This window comes from Sphingobacterium puteale (assembly GCF_003627955.1).
Lineage (GTDB): Bacteria > Bacteroidota > Bacteroidia > Sphingobacteriales > Sphingobacteriaceae > Sphingobacterium > Sphingobacterium puteale.
Window position 1 is genome coordinate 34,994 of sequence record NZ_RBWS01000009.1, and the last position, 16,566, is coordinate 51,559.

At 41.8% G+C, this 16,566-nt stretch carries 15 protein-coding genes; 2 read left to right on the forward strand and 13 right to left on the reverse strand.

Annotated features, from left to right (window positions below; translation table 11 throughout):
- Positions 1 to 103 precede the first annotated feature (103 nt).
- From D7322_RS12730 to lysS, 5 genes are all read right to left on the reverse strand, one after another.
- On the reverse strand, positions 104 to 508 hold the full coding sequence (locus D7322_RS12730) for an OsmC family protein (protein WP_245971337.1): 405 nt from the start codon (positions 506 to 508) through the stop codon (positions 104 to 106).
- Positions 509 to 526: 18 nt separating this feature from the next.
- Entirely contained in the window at positions 527 to 907 is a 381-nt protein-coding gene (locus tag D7322_RS12735) for a methylglyoxal synthase (protein WP_108631899.1), read from the reverse strand.
- 164 nt (positions 908 to 1,071) lie between these two features.
- Positions 1,072 to 2,304, reverse strand: a complete 1,233-nt coding sequence (locus D7322_RS12740) for a nucleoside recognition domain-containing protein (protein ID WP_108631898.1) — start codon at positions 2,302 to 2,304, stop codon at positions 1,072 to 1,074.
- 31 nt (positions 2,305 to 2,335) lie between these two features.
- The gene (locus D7322_RS12745) at positions 2,336 to 3,391 is read right to left on the reverse strand and encodes a patatin-like phospholipase family protein (protein ID WP_121124582.1); all 1,056 of its coding nucleotides are present in this window, start codon (positions 3,389 to 3,391) and stop codon (positions 2,336 to 2,338) included.
- 274 nt (positions 3,392 to 3,665) lie between these two features.
- Positions 3,666 to 5,384 (reverse strand): lysine--tRNA ligase, encoded by a 1,719-nt coding sequence (lysS, locus tag D7322_RS12750; protein WP_108631896.1) that lies wholly within the window; start codon positions 5,382 to 5,384, stop codon positions 3,666 to 3,668.
- A 225-nt stretch (positions 5,385 to 5,609) separates the two neighbouring features.
- Between lysS and D7322_RS12755 the strand changes: the two genes are divergently transcribed.
- Both D7322_RS12755 and D7322_RS12760 read left to right on the forward strand, forming a co-directional pair.
- Positions 5,610 to 6,215 (forward strand): RNA polymerase sigma factor, encoded by a 606-nt coding sequence (locus D7322_RS12755; protein ID WP_104382096.1) that lies wholly within the window; start codon positions 5,610 to 5,612, stop codon positions 6,213 to 6,215.
- Positions 6,216 to 6,229: 14 nt separating this feature from the next.
- Positions 6,230 to 7,615 carry a hypothetical protein gene (locus tag D7322_RS12760; protein ID WP_121124583.1) on the forward strand — a complete coding sequence of 462 codons (1,386 nt, stop codon included), beginning with the start codon at positions 6,230 to 6,232 and terminating at the stop codon, positions 7,613 to 7,615.
- Positions 7,616 to 7,696: 81 nt separating this feature from the next.
- On the opposite strand, the gene D7322_RS12765 is transcribed toward D7322_RS12760, so the two are convergent.
- From D7322_RS12765 to D7322_RS12800, 8 genes are all read right to left on the reverse strand, one after another.
- Positions 7,697 to 8,308 (reverse strand): HAD family hydrolase, encoded by a 612-nt coding sequence (locus D7322_RS12765; protein WP_121124584.1) that lies wholly within the window; start codon positions 8,306 to 8,308, stop codon positions 7,697 to 7,699.
- A gap of 138 nt (positions 8,309 to 8,446) precedes the next feature.
- A complete protein-coding gene (locus D7322_RS12770) occupies positions 8,447 to 11,617 on the reverse strand; it encodes an efflux RND transporter permease subunit (protein WP_121124585.1) in 3,171 nt (1,056 codons plus the stop codon).
- A 36-nt stretch (positions 11,618 to 11,653) separates the two neighbouring features.
- Entirely contained in the window at positions 11,654 to 12,811 is a 1,158-nt protein-coding gene (locus tag D7322_RS12775) for an efflux RND transporter periplasmic adaptor subunit (protein ID WP_121124873.1), read from the reverse strand.
- Positions 12,812 to 12,839: 28 nt separating this feature from the next.
- Entirely contained in the window at positions 12,840 to 14,165 is a 1,326-nt protein-coding gene (locus tag D7322_RS12780; RefSeq protein WP_121124586.1) for a TolC family protein, read from the reverse strand.
- Between the two features lie 8 nt (positions 14,166 to 14,173).
- Positions 14,174 to 14,761, reverse strand: coding sequence for a TetR/AcrR family transcriptional regulator (locus tag D7322_RS12785; RefSeq protein WP_183078690.1), 588 nt, complete (start codon positions 14,759 to 14,761; stop codon positions 14,174 to 14,176).
- A gap of 220 nt (positions 14,762 to 14,981) precedes the next feature.
- Entirely contained in the window at positions 14,982 to 15,401 is a 420-nt protein-coding gene (locus tag D7322_RS12790; protein ID WP_121124588.1) for a c-type cytochrome, read from the reverse strand.
- Position 15,402: 1 nt separating this feature from the next.
- The gene (locus D7322_RS12795) at positions 15,403 to 16,050 is read right to left on the reverse strand and encodes an SCO family protein (protein ID WP_121124589.1); all 648 of its coding nucleotides are present in this window, start codon (positions 16,048 to 16,050) and stop codon (positions 15,403 to 15,405) included.
- Positions 16,051 to 16,131: 81 nt separating this feature from the next.
- The gene (locus D7322_RS12800; RefSeq protein WP_121124590.1) at positions 16,132 to 16,548 is read right to left on the reverse strand and encodes a transposase; all 417 of its coding nucleotides are present in this window, start codon (positions 16,546 to 16,548) and stop codon (positions 16,132 to 16,134) included.
- Between the last annotated feature and the right edge of the window lie 18 nt (positions 16,549 to 16,566).

Consider the following 16,566-nt stretch of genomic DNA (forward strand, 5'->3'; position numbering starts at 1 on the left):
CAAGAACCTTCATTATCTTTTACTGCAATTGGCAGGTATTGTTGTGCGAAGATTTTTTGTGCGGACAAATATAATTAGTGTCGCCCGTTATCCCAAGAAACAATTACAAATGATTTGAAGTTATTACAATAGGATTAGTTAAGATTTTATGTACAGGACATTTTTCGGCAATCTTAAACAGTCTCGTCTTTTGTTCGTCATCCAGATTACCCTTAAAGCTAATATGACATTGTATGTAGGTCGCCTGTTGCTGTTCACTGGTCTGCACTTCATGCGAAAGGCGGATAATAACTTCTTCCAGAGGCCATTTTTTTCGGTCGGCATACATTTTTACGGTGATCGCTTTGCAGGCGCCTAGCGAAGAGAGCAGCAGCGGTGTGGGATTTATTCCCTGATCCTGTCCACCCAAGTCCTCGGGCTCATCGGCAATAATCTGGTGTTTACCATATTGTACGGTCGTGGTATAAGGTGTTTCACCTATGGTGACAATAACTTCATTTTCCATCATCTTGAATAAAATGGTTTGTTAGTCGACAAGATCTTCCAATAATCCTTCAATAATTAAGCTTCCGGTGGCAGGATTGGTGGCCAAGGGAACATTGTAAAGGTCGCACACACGCATCAACATTTGAATATCAGGTTCGTGGGCGTGCTTGCCAAGTGGATCACGAAAGAAGATAATGCCATCTACTTTACCTTCAGCGGCCAGTGCGGCAATCTGCGCGTCGCCTCCCATCGGGCCGCTTAATTTTAACTCCACTGGAAGTCCTGTCTGCCGCACATAAGAACCCGTCGTTCCCGTAGCGATAATATGAGCATGCTCCAGTAAATCCTGGTGGTCTTTGACAAAAGCAACCATTTCTGGCTTCTTGCCATCATGGGCTATCAGTGCGATTGTTTTTTTCATCCCTATCTAATTATTTATTCATTTGCATTTGCGTCCAATGGCTAAAAAGCCACCTTCAACAGATTTATGTGTCTATCGGCAGGTAACACGATATGGCACAGTTAGTTTTGTTCTTTTAAAATGTTTATCTATATCTTCTAAACTTAAGCAATGCTTGTAAAATGCTATTTAAAAAAAATATAGGATATAATAATAGCCGCAATCACGCCCGCCAATTCAGCTAATAAGGCACAAGGCAGCGCATGTCTTGTCCGTTTTATACCCACGGCGCCAAAGTAGACTGCCAGTACGTAAAAAGTTGTTTCTGTGGAACCTTGAATGACACAGGCGACACGTGCTGCAAAGTCCATAGGCCCTTTGGCATTCATTAAGTCAACCATCAGGCCGCGCGCACCGGACCCACTGAGCGGTTTCATAAAGGCAACCGGCAGGGCATCAACAAAGGAAGTATCTAAACCACATAAGGCTATACCTTTGGATATTCCGGCAACCATATAATCCATTGTTCCTGAAGCTCTAAAAACAGCAATGCCCACCAGCATGGCCACCAGATAAGGAATAATTTTGACAGAAACTTCAAATCCTTCTTTAGCACCTTCAATAAAAGAATCGTAGACATTGACTTTGCGAAAAAGTGCCAAACCTATAAAAGAAGTGAAGAGGCTAAACAGGATCACATTGCCAAATACTTTGCTGAAGATCTCTATTTCGGCTTGTTGTAGTCCCGAGAAATAATATAATAATCCACCGATAAATAAACCCATGGCACCTAAATAGCCTAAAACAACACGGTTGAATAGGTTTATTTTCTGATAAAGGGCTACAAGGATCAAAGCCACTAAAGTCGAAAAGAAGGTTGCGATCAAAATCGGAAGGAAGACGTCGGAAGGATCCGGCGCACCTGCTTCCTTGCGGTAAGCCATAATTGAAATCGGTAATAAGGTAAGGCTGGATGCATTGAGCACGATGAACATAATCTGTGCATTTGTCGCCGTTTCCTTATTGGGATTCAGTTCCTGGAGTTCCTTCATCGCCTTAAGCCCCAAAGGTGTTGCTGCATTATCCAGCCCCAGCGCATTGGCAGAAAAATTCATTAGAATAGATCCAAGAGCGGGGTGGTTCTTAGGGATTTCGGGAAATAATTTATGGAAAAAAGGGCCTACGATTTTTGCGAAGATATTGATCATGCCGCCTTTCTCACCAATTTTCATGATTCCTAGTGCGAAAGTCATCATCCCGACTAGGCCCAAGGATATTTCAGCTCCGGTTTTAGCGCTGTCAAAGATGGAATTGACAATTTGTTGGAAGATTTCGGTATCTCCGAAAAAGATAAGTTTTACCAGGGCTACGGCAAATGTGATTAAAAAAAATGCAACCCATACGTAGTTTAATGCCATAATAGATTTAAATATGCGTAAAAGTAACCTTTTAGAATTTATCCATCAACTGGCTCCAAGGATTTTTCTTCTTATTCTGATTCTTTTCTTTGATGAGGTGTTCAATGATATAATCCAGTGTATCCTCATGTTCACTGATCAGTTTATCCGATAAGGAGATGAGTTTTTGGATATTGTTTGGTGAGGCCGCATCAAGGGAAGCATTGATACTGGATAGATTTGCTGGCTCCAGACGAACGTAATTCTGCTGTTTCCCATTGCTTCTAAATAATTGCTTGATAAAAAATTCGGTACTTTCAGAAGAGGCGCTCGTCATGATGTCCACAAGCGCGGGGCCGATCTGAATGGCAAGCTTTTTCTTGAAGTGTTCGTAATTGTAGGCTGTCTTTGATACCCCGGTGCCCAAGGAAACCATAAACATATCGTTGATCTGTGTACTGTTAAAGGCTTTTAACACCTCAAGCAAGCCACAGATGGAGGGATTCTGTGCAAACACTCCACCATCTATGAGCGGATATCTGGTATTGGATATGGAATAGATTTCGGCAACGGGAAAGAAGGTCGGGGCTGCCGAAGTCGCTTTGCAGACATCTTTTAGGTAAAAGTCCCGCGCTTCGCCATGGGTGATTGCTTTCTGTTGTCTAAAAAAATGATTTTTACGGAGTTCGATGTTATAGGCAGTGATAATGCAGGGCTTGATCAGGTGGCTTAACCGCGCATTTTGAAAATATTTGTCCAGCACATTCGACAGGGCGGCCGAAGAATACAATTCGCTCACCAGACCGAATTCACCCAGAAAACGGCGCCATTTGGAGGTGTGGAAGATTTCTGTCCCGTGGTTGACAAATAGATTTAAAGCATCGCGTGCTGAAAACTTGGGGTGCGTAGGATCTCCTTCGTCGGGGAACAATAAGATGCTTGTAAGAATTCCGCCACTGCTCGTGCCGGCAATAAAGTCAAAATAAGAGGCGATCCGCGCATTGGGATCCATTGTTTTTTTTTGTAATTTTTCCTCCAATGCCACGAGTATCATAGCTGGGATAATCCCTCGAATACCACCTCCGTCAAGGGCAAGTATGCTCTTCATACGCTAACGCTATTTTAATTCAAGATACGTAAATATAGAAAATGTTTACAATTTAGATTGCCCTTTTGGGGCTAAGGTTTTTGTAATAAAAATATAGCCGATCACGATCAGGCGCATGTTTGCGTTGGATGGTAAATGAGATGGATCACTGTTTCTTAATCGGGGATTTTCGGTATTATTGATCTGGATATTTAGGTACGACCCTGTAGGTATATGAGGGGATACCCTAAATAACAGCGACGGATGTTAGTCCGTCGCTGTTAGAGTCATTGTATTAGTTAAACCAAGCCAGCACTTCGTCTTTACTCGGCATAGTTATGTCTAGTTTTAGTTTTTTACGCATACCGCCAAGATCATTAAAAACCTTATTTGGGTTGGCTTCTTTTAAGGCTTCGATGGTTGTAAAGCCCATTTTTTGTAATGCCGGTACCCAAGCGGCAGGAATGCCTTGCTCTTCATAGTCTTTCACATCCGCAACTTTGGTTACCTTTTCAGGACGCATCTGCGGGAAGAACAATACTTCTTGAATAGAAGCATTATTGGTCAGAAACATAATCAGGCGATCCATACCTATTCCTAAACCGGAAGTAGGCGGCATACCATACTCCAAAGAGCGCAAGAAATCCTGGTCAATAAACATGGCTTCATCATCACCCTTCTCTGAAAGTTTCAATTGATCTTCAAAACGTTCGCGTTGATCAATTGGGTCATTCAATTCGGAGTAAGCATTGGCAATCTCTTTGCCACAGACCATTAGCTCGAAACGTTCAGTTAAATCCGGATTATCGCGATGTTTTTTGGTCAATGGTGACATCTCTTTTGGATAGTCGGTGATAAATGTTGGCTGGATGTAATTACCTTCACATTTCGCACCAAAGATCTCGTCGATCAATTTGCCTTTACCCATTGTTTCGTTTACGTCGATACCCATACCTTTTGCGGCCACACGGATTTCTTCTTCGGTTTTGCCAGTGATATCAAATCCTGTAAATTCTTTGATGGAATCAGTCATTGAAATACGCTTATATGGCGCCCTGAAATCAATTTTATGTTCGCCAAAAGTTGCTTGTGTGGTACCGTTTACAGCGAGTGCACAGTGTTCCAGTAGGCGTTCTGTGAAATCCATCATCCAGTTGTAGTCTTTGTAAGCCACATAGATTTCCATGGCCGTAAATTCGGGATTATGCGTGCGGTCCATTCCTTCGTTACGGAAGTTTTTGGAAAATTCGTACACCCCGTCAAAACCACCTACGATCAGTCTTTTTAAATACAGCTCATTCGCAATGCGGAGATATAATGGAATATCTAAGGCATTGTGATGGGTGATAAATGGACGTGCTGCTGCACCGCCCGGTATAGATTGTAGCACGGGGGTCTCGACTTCCATATAGCCTGCGTCGTTAAAAAATTGACGCATGGCATTAAAAAGTTTGGTGCGTTTGACAAATATATCCTTATTGGCAGGGTTTACAATTAAGTCAACATAGCGCATTCTGTAACGTTGCTCCGGATCGGTAAAGGCATCGAATGTTTTGCCTTCAGCGGATTTAACCACTGGAAGGGGACGTAAGGATTTAGATAGTACCGTAAGTTCCTCCACGTGTACTGCAATAGCTTCAGTCTGTGTCGTGAAAACATATCCTTTGACACCTACGATATCTCCGATATCCAATAGTTTTTTGAAAACAACATTGTAGAGATCCTTATTTTCATCAGGGCATACGTCATCACGCTTAATATAAGCTTGAATACGGCCGGTAGAATCTTGGATTTCAAAAAATGAAGCACTTCCCATCACGCGACGGCTCATAATGCGGCCGGCAATGGTAATGTTCTTATAATTCAATTTATCTCTATCGTAGTTTTCTAAAATATCGGCAGCATGTGCATTGACGACAAATTCATTCGCTGGAAAAGGCTCGATTCCCATATCCAACAACGATTGCATCGCCTGTCTTCTAAGTTGTTCCTGTTCGGATAATACAGTACTCATTCGGTCTGAATAATATTTAAAATGTGAAAATCATGCAAAAATAGCCATTTTTTTCAATTCTTTTTATTGATTTTTTTTGAAAAGCGCTGTAGCGAAATACAAATGGCGACCGTTAAAAGAAGAAAAATAGTTAAATAGTGATATTAAGCGGGGACATTCGACTATTTGATTTTAAGTTTTATAATTTTATTTCGTTATTTGAAGCTTAATATTTAAATAGTTTAAGTGGGAATTATTCAGTCATATTTTTATAACAAGAAGCTATCATCTTTACATGATGCCTTGGAACGTTGCTTGCGAAATCGCGAGGACGGCAAGGCTTTTGTCTATAAAAAATATTATGGCTACCTGATGGCAATCATCATCCGTTATGTCAAACAGGATGTCGATGCCGAGGAACTTGTGAATGAGAGCTTTGTCCGGATTTTTCGAAAATTGGAGTCCTTCAATAGGGATATTGATGCGGAGAACCTCGAAAAATCGTTTCGGGCATGGATCGGTCGAATTGCTGCAAATATCTCGATTGACTTTCTGCGGAGTAAAAAACAGTTGTATTCGGTTGAAGATATGGCTGAAGGGGATATGCATACGCCATCGGTGCAATTGGATAGTCGCCTGGAGGTAAACGAGATTTTGAGCTTATTGGACCAGCTTCCCGAAATTCAGAAAACTATTTTTAACCTCTATGAAATAGAGGGGTATTCGCATGATGAAATCGCCCAAATGCTAAATATACCGGATAGTACGTCACGTACGTACTTGACAAGGGCAAAGCAAAAACTGAGAAAATTATACTTGGACTATACAGGTGTAGTGCAAGAAATAAGATAAATAGTGTTGTTACCATGGAAGGCAATAAGAAAAAAGAATTGATAGAAGAGATCGTTGGGCAATTAAAAGACCATGAACTACCTTATCGGGAAGGTTCCTGGGAAAAATTTGCATCAATGCATGAGGTAGCAACACCACCTTCTTCCGCATGGAAATATTGGAGTGCGGCTGCCGCAGTACTTTTATGTTTTGGTGGGGGCTATTGGGGGTTGAAAAATAATTCTGTAGTCATTCCATCTTCGCCGGTTGTAACCCAGCAACAGAAAGATAGCGAGGTGCTCGCGGACAACAAAGATTTAAAGGAATCCATTCAACGTTCGTTGTCCGATGTGACCGGGGCACAGGGATTGAGTGAACAGGAACTGATGCGTGATCGACCGTTTACCTATTCGAAAGTGGAAAGTCTTTCTGCTGATGATAGTCAAGAACAACGGTTTGTCTTATTTGATGGAAAAGCAGTGAGCGGAAATAATATTCGTATATCAAATAGTCTTGCCGCTTTGGGTGTGGGGCAGAACATGCAATTGCGAAACAGTACCCTGTCCGCACAGATCAATCTGGATGACCCTACAATTGCTGCTTCGTCGGCTACCCCTGGGGCAACAAAGGTTGGTGCGCCATCCAATTCAACTGTGGCATCAACAAATTCAAATACAGCTCCATCTTATACACAGACACAGCTTGAAGCTGCACGTCTTGCTGCGCTATATGCCGGGCAGCAGGGAAATCGGAAGAGTGCTGTCGCTCTGAGAAACGGGAATGACCTTGACAGCAAATGGGAGCTGGGGGCATTTGTCTCGCCGGCTTCTACTTCAGAGAGCATCACCCTCGGGGGCGGGGTTGCCCTGGCTTATAATGTTTCGAGTAAGATCAGTATCCGGTCCGGTGCTTCTATCCAGCATTATGGAGCGATGTCAGGAAATACGCCCATCACACCGGCGATGGCTTCCAATTCGTTTGTTGCCGATGCCCCAAGTTATCTTTCGCAGCCCAGTAGTTTGAATAATCCTTTGGTGATGCGCACAGCGGATGCTAAAGATGCTAAAAGTAACGAACGCGTTTCCGGTAAAATCTTAACCGTGGATATTCCTGTTGATGTCCGTTATGCGATCAGTAAAAATTTCTATACCTCAGTAGGGGTTTCCTATGTAGGTGTACTGGATCAGGAACGGGCTACGATTTATGAAACCAACAATAAAGAGTATAAACAAACATCCACAGATAAGAACGTAGATGATAAAGGTGTGAATGGATTTGTGAATTTCTCGGTCGGACGAAAACAGAAAGTCGGCAAACTTTCCATCTCTGTGGAACCGTATTACAAACTACCCGTTGGAGGTTTGCGGTCGTCTGATCTGAATTACAGCAATGGTGGTGTGAAAATTATTACCAGCTTCTAGTAAAAAGTAGTCGAAAACGTAAAAAAAGCATCTTCCCGAAGTTGAGCAGTCAGCAAAAAACTGAGGAGATCATTGAACCTGTTATAGTTCATCTATGCGGACCCAGCCCATTCCAGCGGCTTTAGCACCTTCAACGCCGGGAACCCCGTCTTCGTAGACTAAGCATTTTTCTGGAGCGATGTTCAACTGCGAAGCTGCGAGCAGAAAAGGTTGCGGGGATGGTTTACCTTCTGGAGTATCTCCCGCACAGACTAACGTTTCAAGATCATCCCATACACCGATCGTATTCAGCGTCATGGACAACGTTGTTCTTGTTCCGCCAGAGACCGCAGCAATATGTTTTTTACCCTTTTGGTACTTTAAATGTTCAACGACATAATCAACGGGTTTTGTTTTAAAAACATATTCATCTCTAAATATCGTAGACTTAAGTGTGGAAAATTCCTCGTGGTCAAAGTCGACACCGTACCGTTTGCTGATTTCCGCAGCAACGGCTACCGTAGGCCAGCCGGCAGTTTCATCAATGAGATTGACATCAAGCTCAACGCCATATTGTTTGGCGGCAGCCTTATAAGCTTGTTTATGGGCATCCATGTTGTCCGCCAATGTGCCATCGACATCAAATAGTAGGGCATCATAGGATTCGGCAAGAAGATTTAATTGTTCAAATTTGCGTTGTGATTCAGGTGACATATGCTTTTGTTCGTGTGCGGTAAAATTAAAAATTATAATTGGAAGCGCAAAAAACAAACGGCCTTTCTTTCGTCGGAAAGAAAGGCCGCTTAAGCATACTATTTCAATTAGTACCGCATGCCGCAAACCATTGTTTGCTTAATGTGCACTTAAGTTCTTTGCTTTTTCTTCATCGAAATTAGCTTCTAATTCAGCTAATTTTTTCTTACCGTAAGCCATTCGTGTAATCACAACGAACAGGACGGGAACGATAAAGATTGCCAAAAGTGTTGCTGCGGTCATACCACCGAATACCGTCCAGCCGATTGTTTGGCGGGAGATGGCACCGGCACCGTGGGACAACATCAATGGAATAATACCCAGGATGAAGGCGAAAGAAGTCATGATGATCGGACGTAAACGCAATTTTACAGCATCCAATGTTGCCTCATAGAGATTCATTCCGATGTCAACCCGTTCTTTGGCAAATTCCACGATCAGGATCGCGTTTTTGGCCGCCAGACCGATAATGGTTACCAAACCGATCTGCGCATAAATATTATTATCTAAAGATGGTATCAACGTTAGGGTCAAAATCGCTCCAAATACCCCTAAAGGAACCGATAGAAGGATAGAGAATGGTACTGACCAGCTTTCGTACAGGGCCGCCAACAGCAAGAATACAAACAGGATACATAAAGCGAAGATCTGAATGGTTTTTGATCCTGACTGCATTTCCTGTAGTGAAAGTCCGGAGAATTGGTAATCAAACCCTTCCGGTAAAGTCTGTGCCGCAACTTCCTGTAAGGCTTTCAATGCATCCCCGGAAGAGTATCCCGGAGCCGAGCTACCATTGATCTCGATACTTCTAAAGATATTGTAGTGGTTGATGATCGACGGCATCGTTATTAGCTCATATTTAACGAGCGTACCCATTGGTACCGGGTTGCCCATTGTATTGTTGACATACAGTTTGTTGATGTCTTCGATATTCATACGATAAGGGATATCGGCTTGTGTAACGACACGATAGCTACGGCCATACTTGGTAAAGTCATTAACATAGCTACTACCCAAATAGGACGATATTGTCGAATAAATACTTGATATCGGAACTCCCATACGTTTTGCCTGTTCACGATTGACTTCCAATTTGTAGTTTGGAGAATTGGTATTAAACATCGTATAAGCCATTCCAATTTCTGGACGTTGGTTGGCAGCCATGAGGAATTTACCCACTGTAGCTTCGAAATCCTTGATATTTACAGTTTGTAAATCTTGTACCTGCAAGGAGAAACCTCCGGATGTACCTAAGCCCGGAATAGCTGGTGGTGTTACCGCTAACACCCTTGCTTTGGTATAACCCATGTATTTACCCATGATCATACCGGCAATATCGCTGGCCGTACGTGTCCGTGTTTCCCAAGGTTTGAGCGAAACGAAAACTGTCGCACCATTGGATTTGAAGGCACGGTTTAGGATATTGATACCAGAGATCGCGGTCACATATTTAATTTCAGGAAAAGTCTTATGTAGATCGGCCTCAATCTCTTTAAGTACCTCGTTTGTACGTGCGGCAGAAGAACCTTCCGGCAGCGTAATACCTGCAAAAAAGGCGCCACCATCCTCGGAAGGAATAAATCCTGTTGGCTTGGTTGTAAACATCCAGCCGGTACCGATGAAAATACATAAAAGGATAATCAATACAAGTGGTGCTTTTTTTATGGATTGTTTCACACCTCTTGAATAGCTGATCGTTACTTTTTCAAACCATACGTTGAATTTGTAGAAGAACTTGTTCAAACCTTTAGCACCCTCATGAACAGCTGTTGGTTTCAATAGAATCGAACATAAAGCTGGTGTCAACGAAAGGGCAATGAATGCGGATAACATAACCGATACCGCAATGGTGATCGCAAATTGTTGATACAATTTACCGACCATCCCCGGGATAAAACCTACAGGAACGAATACTGCCGCCAAGATTAAGGCAATTGCGATAACCGGTGCCGTAATATCACCCATGGCACGGCGTGTTGCTTCTTTTGCGTCCAGCTTATAATGGTCGATATAGTGCTGCACGGCTTCCACTACAACGATGGCATCATCCACCACAATACCGATGGCCAGTACAAAGGCAAGCATGGTCAAGTTGTTCACAGAGAAACCAAACATCAGGAAGAAGATGAATGTACCAATAATCGATACAGGAATCGCCAGAACAGGGATCAAAGTTGCTCTCCAGCTTTGTAGGAAGAAGAAAACCACAACAGTTACCAGGATCAATGCTTCAACCAAGGTATGGATAACCGAGGAAATAGATGCATTTACCACAGAAACGGTCTCATAACTAATGGTGTAATCGACGTCGGTTGGGAAAGATTGTTTTAGTTTTTCCAAAGCTGCAACAATACCTTCTGCAGATTCTACGGCATTTCCACCTGGCGTTTGGTTGATCATCATCGCAGATGAGGTCATGCCATTTACAGTAGATGATGTACCATAACTGAATTGGCCTAATTCAACACGCGCAACGTCCTTTAAAAGTACGATAGACCCATCTTTGTTGGTCTTAACGACGATATTTTCAAAGTCCTCTGGGTTTGATAGGTCACTATCCGTAATAACGGGATATTCAAATACAGTTGAAGACTCTTGTGGGCGTCCACCGACGCTACCACCCGGTATACGGGAATTTTGCTCAGCAATCGCAGTAGAGACGTCTGCAGGAGTCATGCTCAAATTGGCTAGCTTGTTAGCATCTAACCATACACGCATGGAGAAGGGTTGACCGAAGGCCGTTACATCACCGACACCTTTGACACGTAGTAACGCATCTTTGACATACAAGTTGTTGTAATTGGCCAGGAAATTTTCATCCCTAGTTCCTTTGGGCGACGTCAAAGCTACCAACATCAAGATATCGTTATTGGCTTTACGGGTTGTGATTCCCAGACGTCTAACAGCTTCTGGAAGGGCGGGTTCGGCTATCCCGACACGGTTTTGTACGTCTAGGGTTGCAATATCAATATCAGTACCTACTTCAAATGTGACAGTAATTGTTGCTTGACCATTTGAAGTACTATTTGACGACATATAAATCATACCAGGGGTACCATTGATCTGACTCTCGATCAGAGTCGTCACGGTCTGTTCAACCGTCTGTGCATCTGCTCCTGTGTAATTGGCTGTTACCGTTACAGTTGGAGGTGCAATAGAAGGATACTGGCTAATTGGCAACGTAGAAACAGCAATAATCCCGATAATTGAAATCAATATCGAAATAACGATTGCGGTAACTGGCCTCTTAATAAATACTTCTGAAATCATTCTATATTTTTTAGATTCTCTTAAAAATTAATGTTGTTATTTTCCTTGTGGAGCGCCTTTTGCAGCTTGTTGGGCGGCAATGGCAGCGTCGACAACTTTAACACCATTTTGGACGTTCATGGCACCATCAACAATGATTTTTTCACCATCTTTGACACCTTCTTTAATGACGACTTTGTCACCGGCTTTAATGCCTAATTTTACCTGACGGATTTCTGCTTTACTGCTATCATTAACGGCATATAAATTGAATACCCCCAATTGCTCAAAAACTGCCTTGTAAGGCACAACGATTTCTTCGTTTGCCGAAGTCGTAGAAACATTCATCGTAATGTTCATACCAGCTCTTAACACATTGGAATTGTTGGGGAAGGTAGCCCGGACTTTAATTGTTCCTGTTGCTGGATCAACAGCGCGGTCAATTGTTGTTATATTGCCTTTTCCTTCATACGTGCTTCCGTCTGGCAATAGAAGTGAAAGGTCCGATGAAGAGCGGCTGCTCTGCATTTGAACAAATTTGCTGATATCTTTTTCATTGACCTGAAACTCAATGGCAATAGGACTTGTTGAAGATAAAGTGTTCAATAGGGTAGTTCCTGGGTTGACCAAAGCACCTAACCGTACTTGCGATATACCTACAGTTCCTGAAAATGGTGCGCGTATCGTAGAACGTGACAAGTTTGTACTCGCCGTAACCAACGCTGCACGGGCAGATTCTACCTGCGCCTGTGATGAAGCGACAGCGGATACTGCATTGTCAAATACTTGTTTGGCGATCGCATCTTTGTCAGCCAATGTCTGGTAACGTGCCAAATCTCTTTTTTGACGGTCAAGGTCGGTCTGTGCTACTTGCAGGCTTGCTTTGGCCTGTTGTACAGCAGCATTATAACGTGTTCCGTCAATTTCATACAAAGCTTGTCCTTTAGAGACCACAGCACCATCCGAAACATATATTTTGGTAATATAACCGCTTACTTCGGCAAATAGGTCTGCTTCGTTCAACGGTTTGACTGTTGCGGGATAACTTATTGTTCCCGTAACAATCTCATGTGATGCTGCGCCAAAGGTAACAGGAACAACCTTCTCAGCCTGAGCCTGTGCTGCACCTTGCTTTTTTGCATCTTTATTTCCACAAGAGGTCCATACTAAAGCCGTCCCAAGGAAGAAAGCGAATAATAATTGTCTTTTATTCATGATTTGTATTAGTTTCCGTTTGAATTGATTAATTAGTTTGGATCGCTCCAATTGCTTTTTGAACATCCAGTTTACTTGACAATAGCGCATAAAGGGCATTCAAATAGTTTAATTGTGTTGTTTTAAGATCTGTCTCCGCAGTCATGAGATCCAAGTATGTTTTAATACCTTCATCATACTGCAGTTTGATGGTTTCATAAACTTCTTTGGAAAGGACAACATTTTCCTGCGCTGTTTTCCAGTCATTTAGATTAGCGTTATAAGTTGCTCTGGCCATCGAATATTGTGTATTGACCGTATTTTCCAAATTCTTGATGTCCCAATCGATACGTTCTTCCTGCAATTTCGACTTGTTAATTTGGTGCTTGCGTTTGAACCCTTGAAAAATAGGTAACGATAAGTTCAGACCTGCAACAGAACTCGGGATATTATCATTGTACAATTTGCCAAAGCTGTTATTTCTATAATTAAATGCATAGTTATAAAAAACACTGATGTTGGGAAGATACGTCCACTTATAATATTGGGTATTTAATTCCTGAATTTTTTTGGAAGTTTGCAATTGTTGGAATTCAATACGATTTGTAACATTGATGCCTGCAGTCGTATCCAATAAAACCTGTCCTTCCATATTCGTATTATTGAAAGAAAGTGTCAGGTTTTGCCCTTTATCCAAGGCAAGCAGCTGTTTTAGATAGTCATATTTATACTTACGGAGCTCAACGGTACGTTTTTCATCTGCTCTGGCATTTGCGAGGGCAATCTGAGCACGTTTGTAGTCGGTCTTATCGACTACACCGACATCATAGCGCGAATGGGCATCATTGTATTGCTTTTGCAGACGCGCAATATTTTCCTGTACGATTTTAATCTGTTCTTCAGAAGTCAGAATATCATAGTAAGCTTTGCTCACATCGACGACTGCGTCAATTTTTTGACTCTCCGTGTTCTGTTTGTTACTCAGACGGAGCAGTTCAGCACCTTTTTTCGCTTGCATTAATGCAGGATTTAAAATCTGTTGGTCTGCCTGCAACGTTAAAGCGCTACTATTTTTAGTCCCCATTGGAATATTAGCACCATTGAAAAACATGGTTGGTAATTTCACATTGTGATTGAAATTGCCCGTCAGACCAAGTTGCGGATACCAGCCAGAAAGCGAAATATCTATATCTTTTTCACCTATGGACTCATCGAGTTCTGCTTGTTTGACCGAAATCTTATTCCGCAAAGCATAATCTATCAGCTGCTGAAGCGTCGCATTTGGCGGCAAGTTTTCAGATTGCTGTTGTGCAAATCCTGTATTACTCAGAAGCGACAGGGTCGCTAAGGAATAAACGATTTTATTGAACTTCATATATCTAATTAATTATTATTATTTCTATTGACAGCACCATCCCAGATAATTTCCATCAGCTCCTTCAGATTTTGTTCGGAGAAAGGGAGATCTTTGAATTTAATGCTGTGTACCGTAGACAAAGCTACCCCGATATAACTAGCCACCAACAGGTGGACATTTACTTGTTTTAGAATCTTTTTATCAATGCCTTCCTGCAAAAAATCCAGGACTTTATTTTGGCCACCTACAGGTTCTTGTATTTCAGCTTTATTCTTTTCATAATATGGTGAAGAAAAAAACTGTTCAAAAAAGCTAAAGATCTGGGCATTTTCTAAATAGAACTTGACAAAATTGCGCCACACATGAAAAAATGACGCTTTGTAGTCAAAGTCCTCTTTGATGCCATCAAAAATGTAATTATTCAGTAACGACCGACAATGTTTGAAAAGCGCAAAGATCAGATCATCTTTAGAAGGAAAATAGTGATAGATTGTACCTATCGCTACTTCCGACTCCTGTGCAATTTTACTCATGGGCGTCCCATGGAAGCCGTTGGTATGGATCAGTTTAAGTGTGGCAGCAAAGACTGCTGCTATTTTTTCATTTGTATGCATCAATCGAACGTTCATTCGGGTGCAAAATTAACAATTAATTTGAATGCAAAATGTCAGATTATTGTTATAAATCAATAAAAGCTAAACAATTTGGATCAATAATACAATAAGGAAAAAAGATTTAAATTGTTTTGGCTTCGGGCAATTATTTTTTAGTCGCTTAACTTGAGGTATATTCTGCAGGCAGGACATAAAAAAAGGAACTTTTAAAGTTCCTTTTTTATTGGCAGTTTTTTAACTGTTTTTCTACTTCCGCCAAGGGAAAGATATCCTTGCCTTTATTGATTTTTGTGTTGATGTAGGTCAGTACGTAGGCGATATCAATCGCCGAAAGATTTGAGGCCGGCATGGTAGCATTGAATTTCTTTCCTGCGACTTCCAATTCTCCGGTAGCCCCGTACTTGATCATGCAGGCAAGTTTTTGCCGATTTTTTTCCAGAAATTTGACATCGGTCAGTGGGGGATACAGGTTTCCTAATCCTTCGCCCTTTTCGCCATGGCAATTCTGACAATGTGTAATATACACTTTTTGACCATTGACGCTATACTGTGCTGTTCTGATGTCAACTTCATTCTGACAGCCGATGAGCACCAATAGGAGAGCGCCAATGATAAAACAGGTCGTAAAAAGCGCGCGCATATTAGTTTTTAGCTTCGTTCAACAACTTTGGTAGGTCATCCATCAGCTTTTTTACCTGCTCGTCATTTGTCCCGTCATAAGCACCACGGATGCGTTTATCCTTGTCAATTAAGACCAGGTAGCCTTGGTGGTCGTAACCCCCGGGGGCATTTTTATCTTCTGCCGTATACACAAGGTATTGGTTGGCGATGCCATATATGTCAGCTTTTGTGCCTGAAACAAATTGCCAGTGGTCATTGCTCACACCAAGCTTATTTGCGTAATCTTTTAGTACATAGGGTTGATCATATTTGAAATCTATGCTATGGGACAAAAAGCGGACGGCATCGTTGTCTTTATATTGCGTGTAGATCTTCAATAGATTACGGTTCATTGTTGGGCATATACTCGGACAATGGGTGAAAAAGAAGTTGGCAATGTATACTTTGCCCTCAAAATTCCGGTCTGAGATCATCACACTATCTTGATTTAAAAATTTAAACGCCGGGATGGTATGATAGACAGTATCTACGACTTGCTTTCCGTCAACGGTTTTCTCGACGGCTTCACGTTCGCCGTAAATGGGTAAACTCGACTGACTCGTGTTTTTGCAGGAAAATAAACCAAGCAATAGGCCTGTGGCACAACAAAGTTTAATTATAGATTTCATCTGTTTTTATTCTTTTATTATCAATTCACCCACTTGGGGATTTTCTCCAGCTACAAGCTGTTGACGCACAGAGCAGCTGCTTTAGAAATTTTTTAATTTTTCCTGACTTTCCTTGGAAACTTCGTCAAATATTTTCTTCATATCTGAGACCTTTTGCAGTTCGACCTCAAAATATTTAACGTCGGTGCTATCTGGGTTATAATCTTTCATCCAGTCCATCATATGGTCGGTCGCACTTTCCAAATTCGCTTTTAATATGCCGAGATCTTTCCTTGTAGCTGTAGTATCCAAATCTGCTTTAGCTGCTTTAAGCGTCTTTAAGTTGTTTAAGATGGAGTCAATTTTGACTGCATCGCGGTCAAAATGGGCAATCTGAGGCATGATTTCATCATGGATTTTAATTGTTGAATCCTGTAAAGCCTTTACATTATTTGTGCCAGTGGTTCCACATGCCGTTATTGCCAAGGATGCGATAGCCATGAAAGCGATTTTGTTCATGTTTCTATTTTTTTGGTA

Bases quoted from the DNA above. Each gene is read 5' to 3' on its own strand.
- D7322_RS12730 (WP_245971337.1), bottom strand. From the start codon at position 508: ATGATGGAAAATGAAGTTATTGTCACCATAGGTGAAACACCTTATACC.
- D7322_RS12735 (WP_108631899.1), bottom strand. From the start codon at position 907: ATGAAAAAAACAATCGCACTGATAGCCCATGATGGCAAGAAGCCAGAA.
- D7322_RS12740 (WP_108631898.1), bottom strand. From the start codon at position 2,304: ATGGCATTAAACTACGTATGGGTTGCATTTTTTTTAATCACATTTGCC.
- D7322_RS12745 (WP_121124582.1), bottom strand. From the start codon at position 3,391: ATGAAGAGCATACTTGCCCTTGACGGAGGTGGTATTCGAGGGATTATC.
- lysS (WP_108631896.1), bottom strand. From the start codon at position 5,384: ATGAGTACTGTATTATCCGAACAGGAACAACTTAGAAGACAGGCGATG.
- D7322_RS12760 (WP_121124583.1), top strand. From the start codon at position 6,230: ATGGAAGGCAATAAGAAAAAAGAATTGATAGAAGAGATCGTTGGGCAA.
- D7322_RS12765 (WP_121124584.1), bottom strand. From the start codon at position 8,308: ATGTCACCTGAATCACAACGCAAATTTGAACAATTAAATCTTCTTGCC.
- D7322_RS12770 (WP_121124585.1), bottom strand. From the start codon at position 11,617: ATGATTTCAGAAGTATTTATTAAGAGGCCAGTTACCGCAATCGTTATT.
- D7322_RS12775 (WP_121124873.1), bottom strand. From the start codon at position 12,811: ATGAATAAAAGACAATTATTATTCGCTTTCTTCCTTGGGACGGCTTTA.
- D7322_RS12780 (WP_121124586.1), bottom strand. From the start codon at position 14,165: ATGAAGTTCAATAAAATCGTTTATTCCTTAGCGACCCTGTCGCTTCTG.
- D7322_RS12785 (WP_183078690.1), bottom strand. From the start codon at position 14,761: ATGCATACAAATGAAAAAATAGCAGCAGTCTTTGCTGCCACACTTAAA.
- D7322_RS12790 (WP_121124588.1), bottom strand. From the start codon at position 15,401: ATGCGCGCGCTTTTTACGACCTGTTTTATCATTGGCGCTCTCCTATTG.
- D7322_RS12795 (WP_121124589.1), bottom strand. From the start codon at position 16,050: ATGAAATCTATAATTAAACTTTGTTGTGCCACAGGCCTATTGCTTGGT.
- D7322_RS12800 (WP_121124590.1), bottom strand. From the start codon at position 16,548: ATGAACAAAATCGCTTTCATGGCTATCGCATCCTTGGCAATAACGGCA.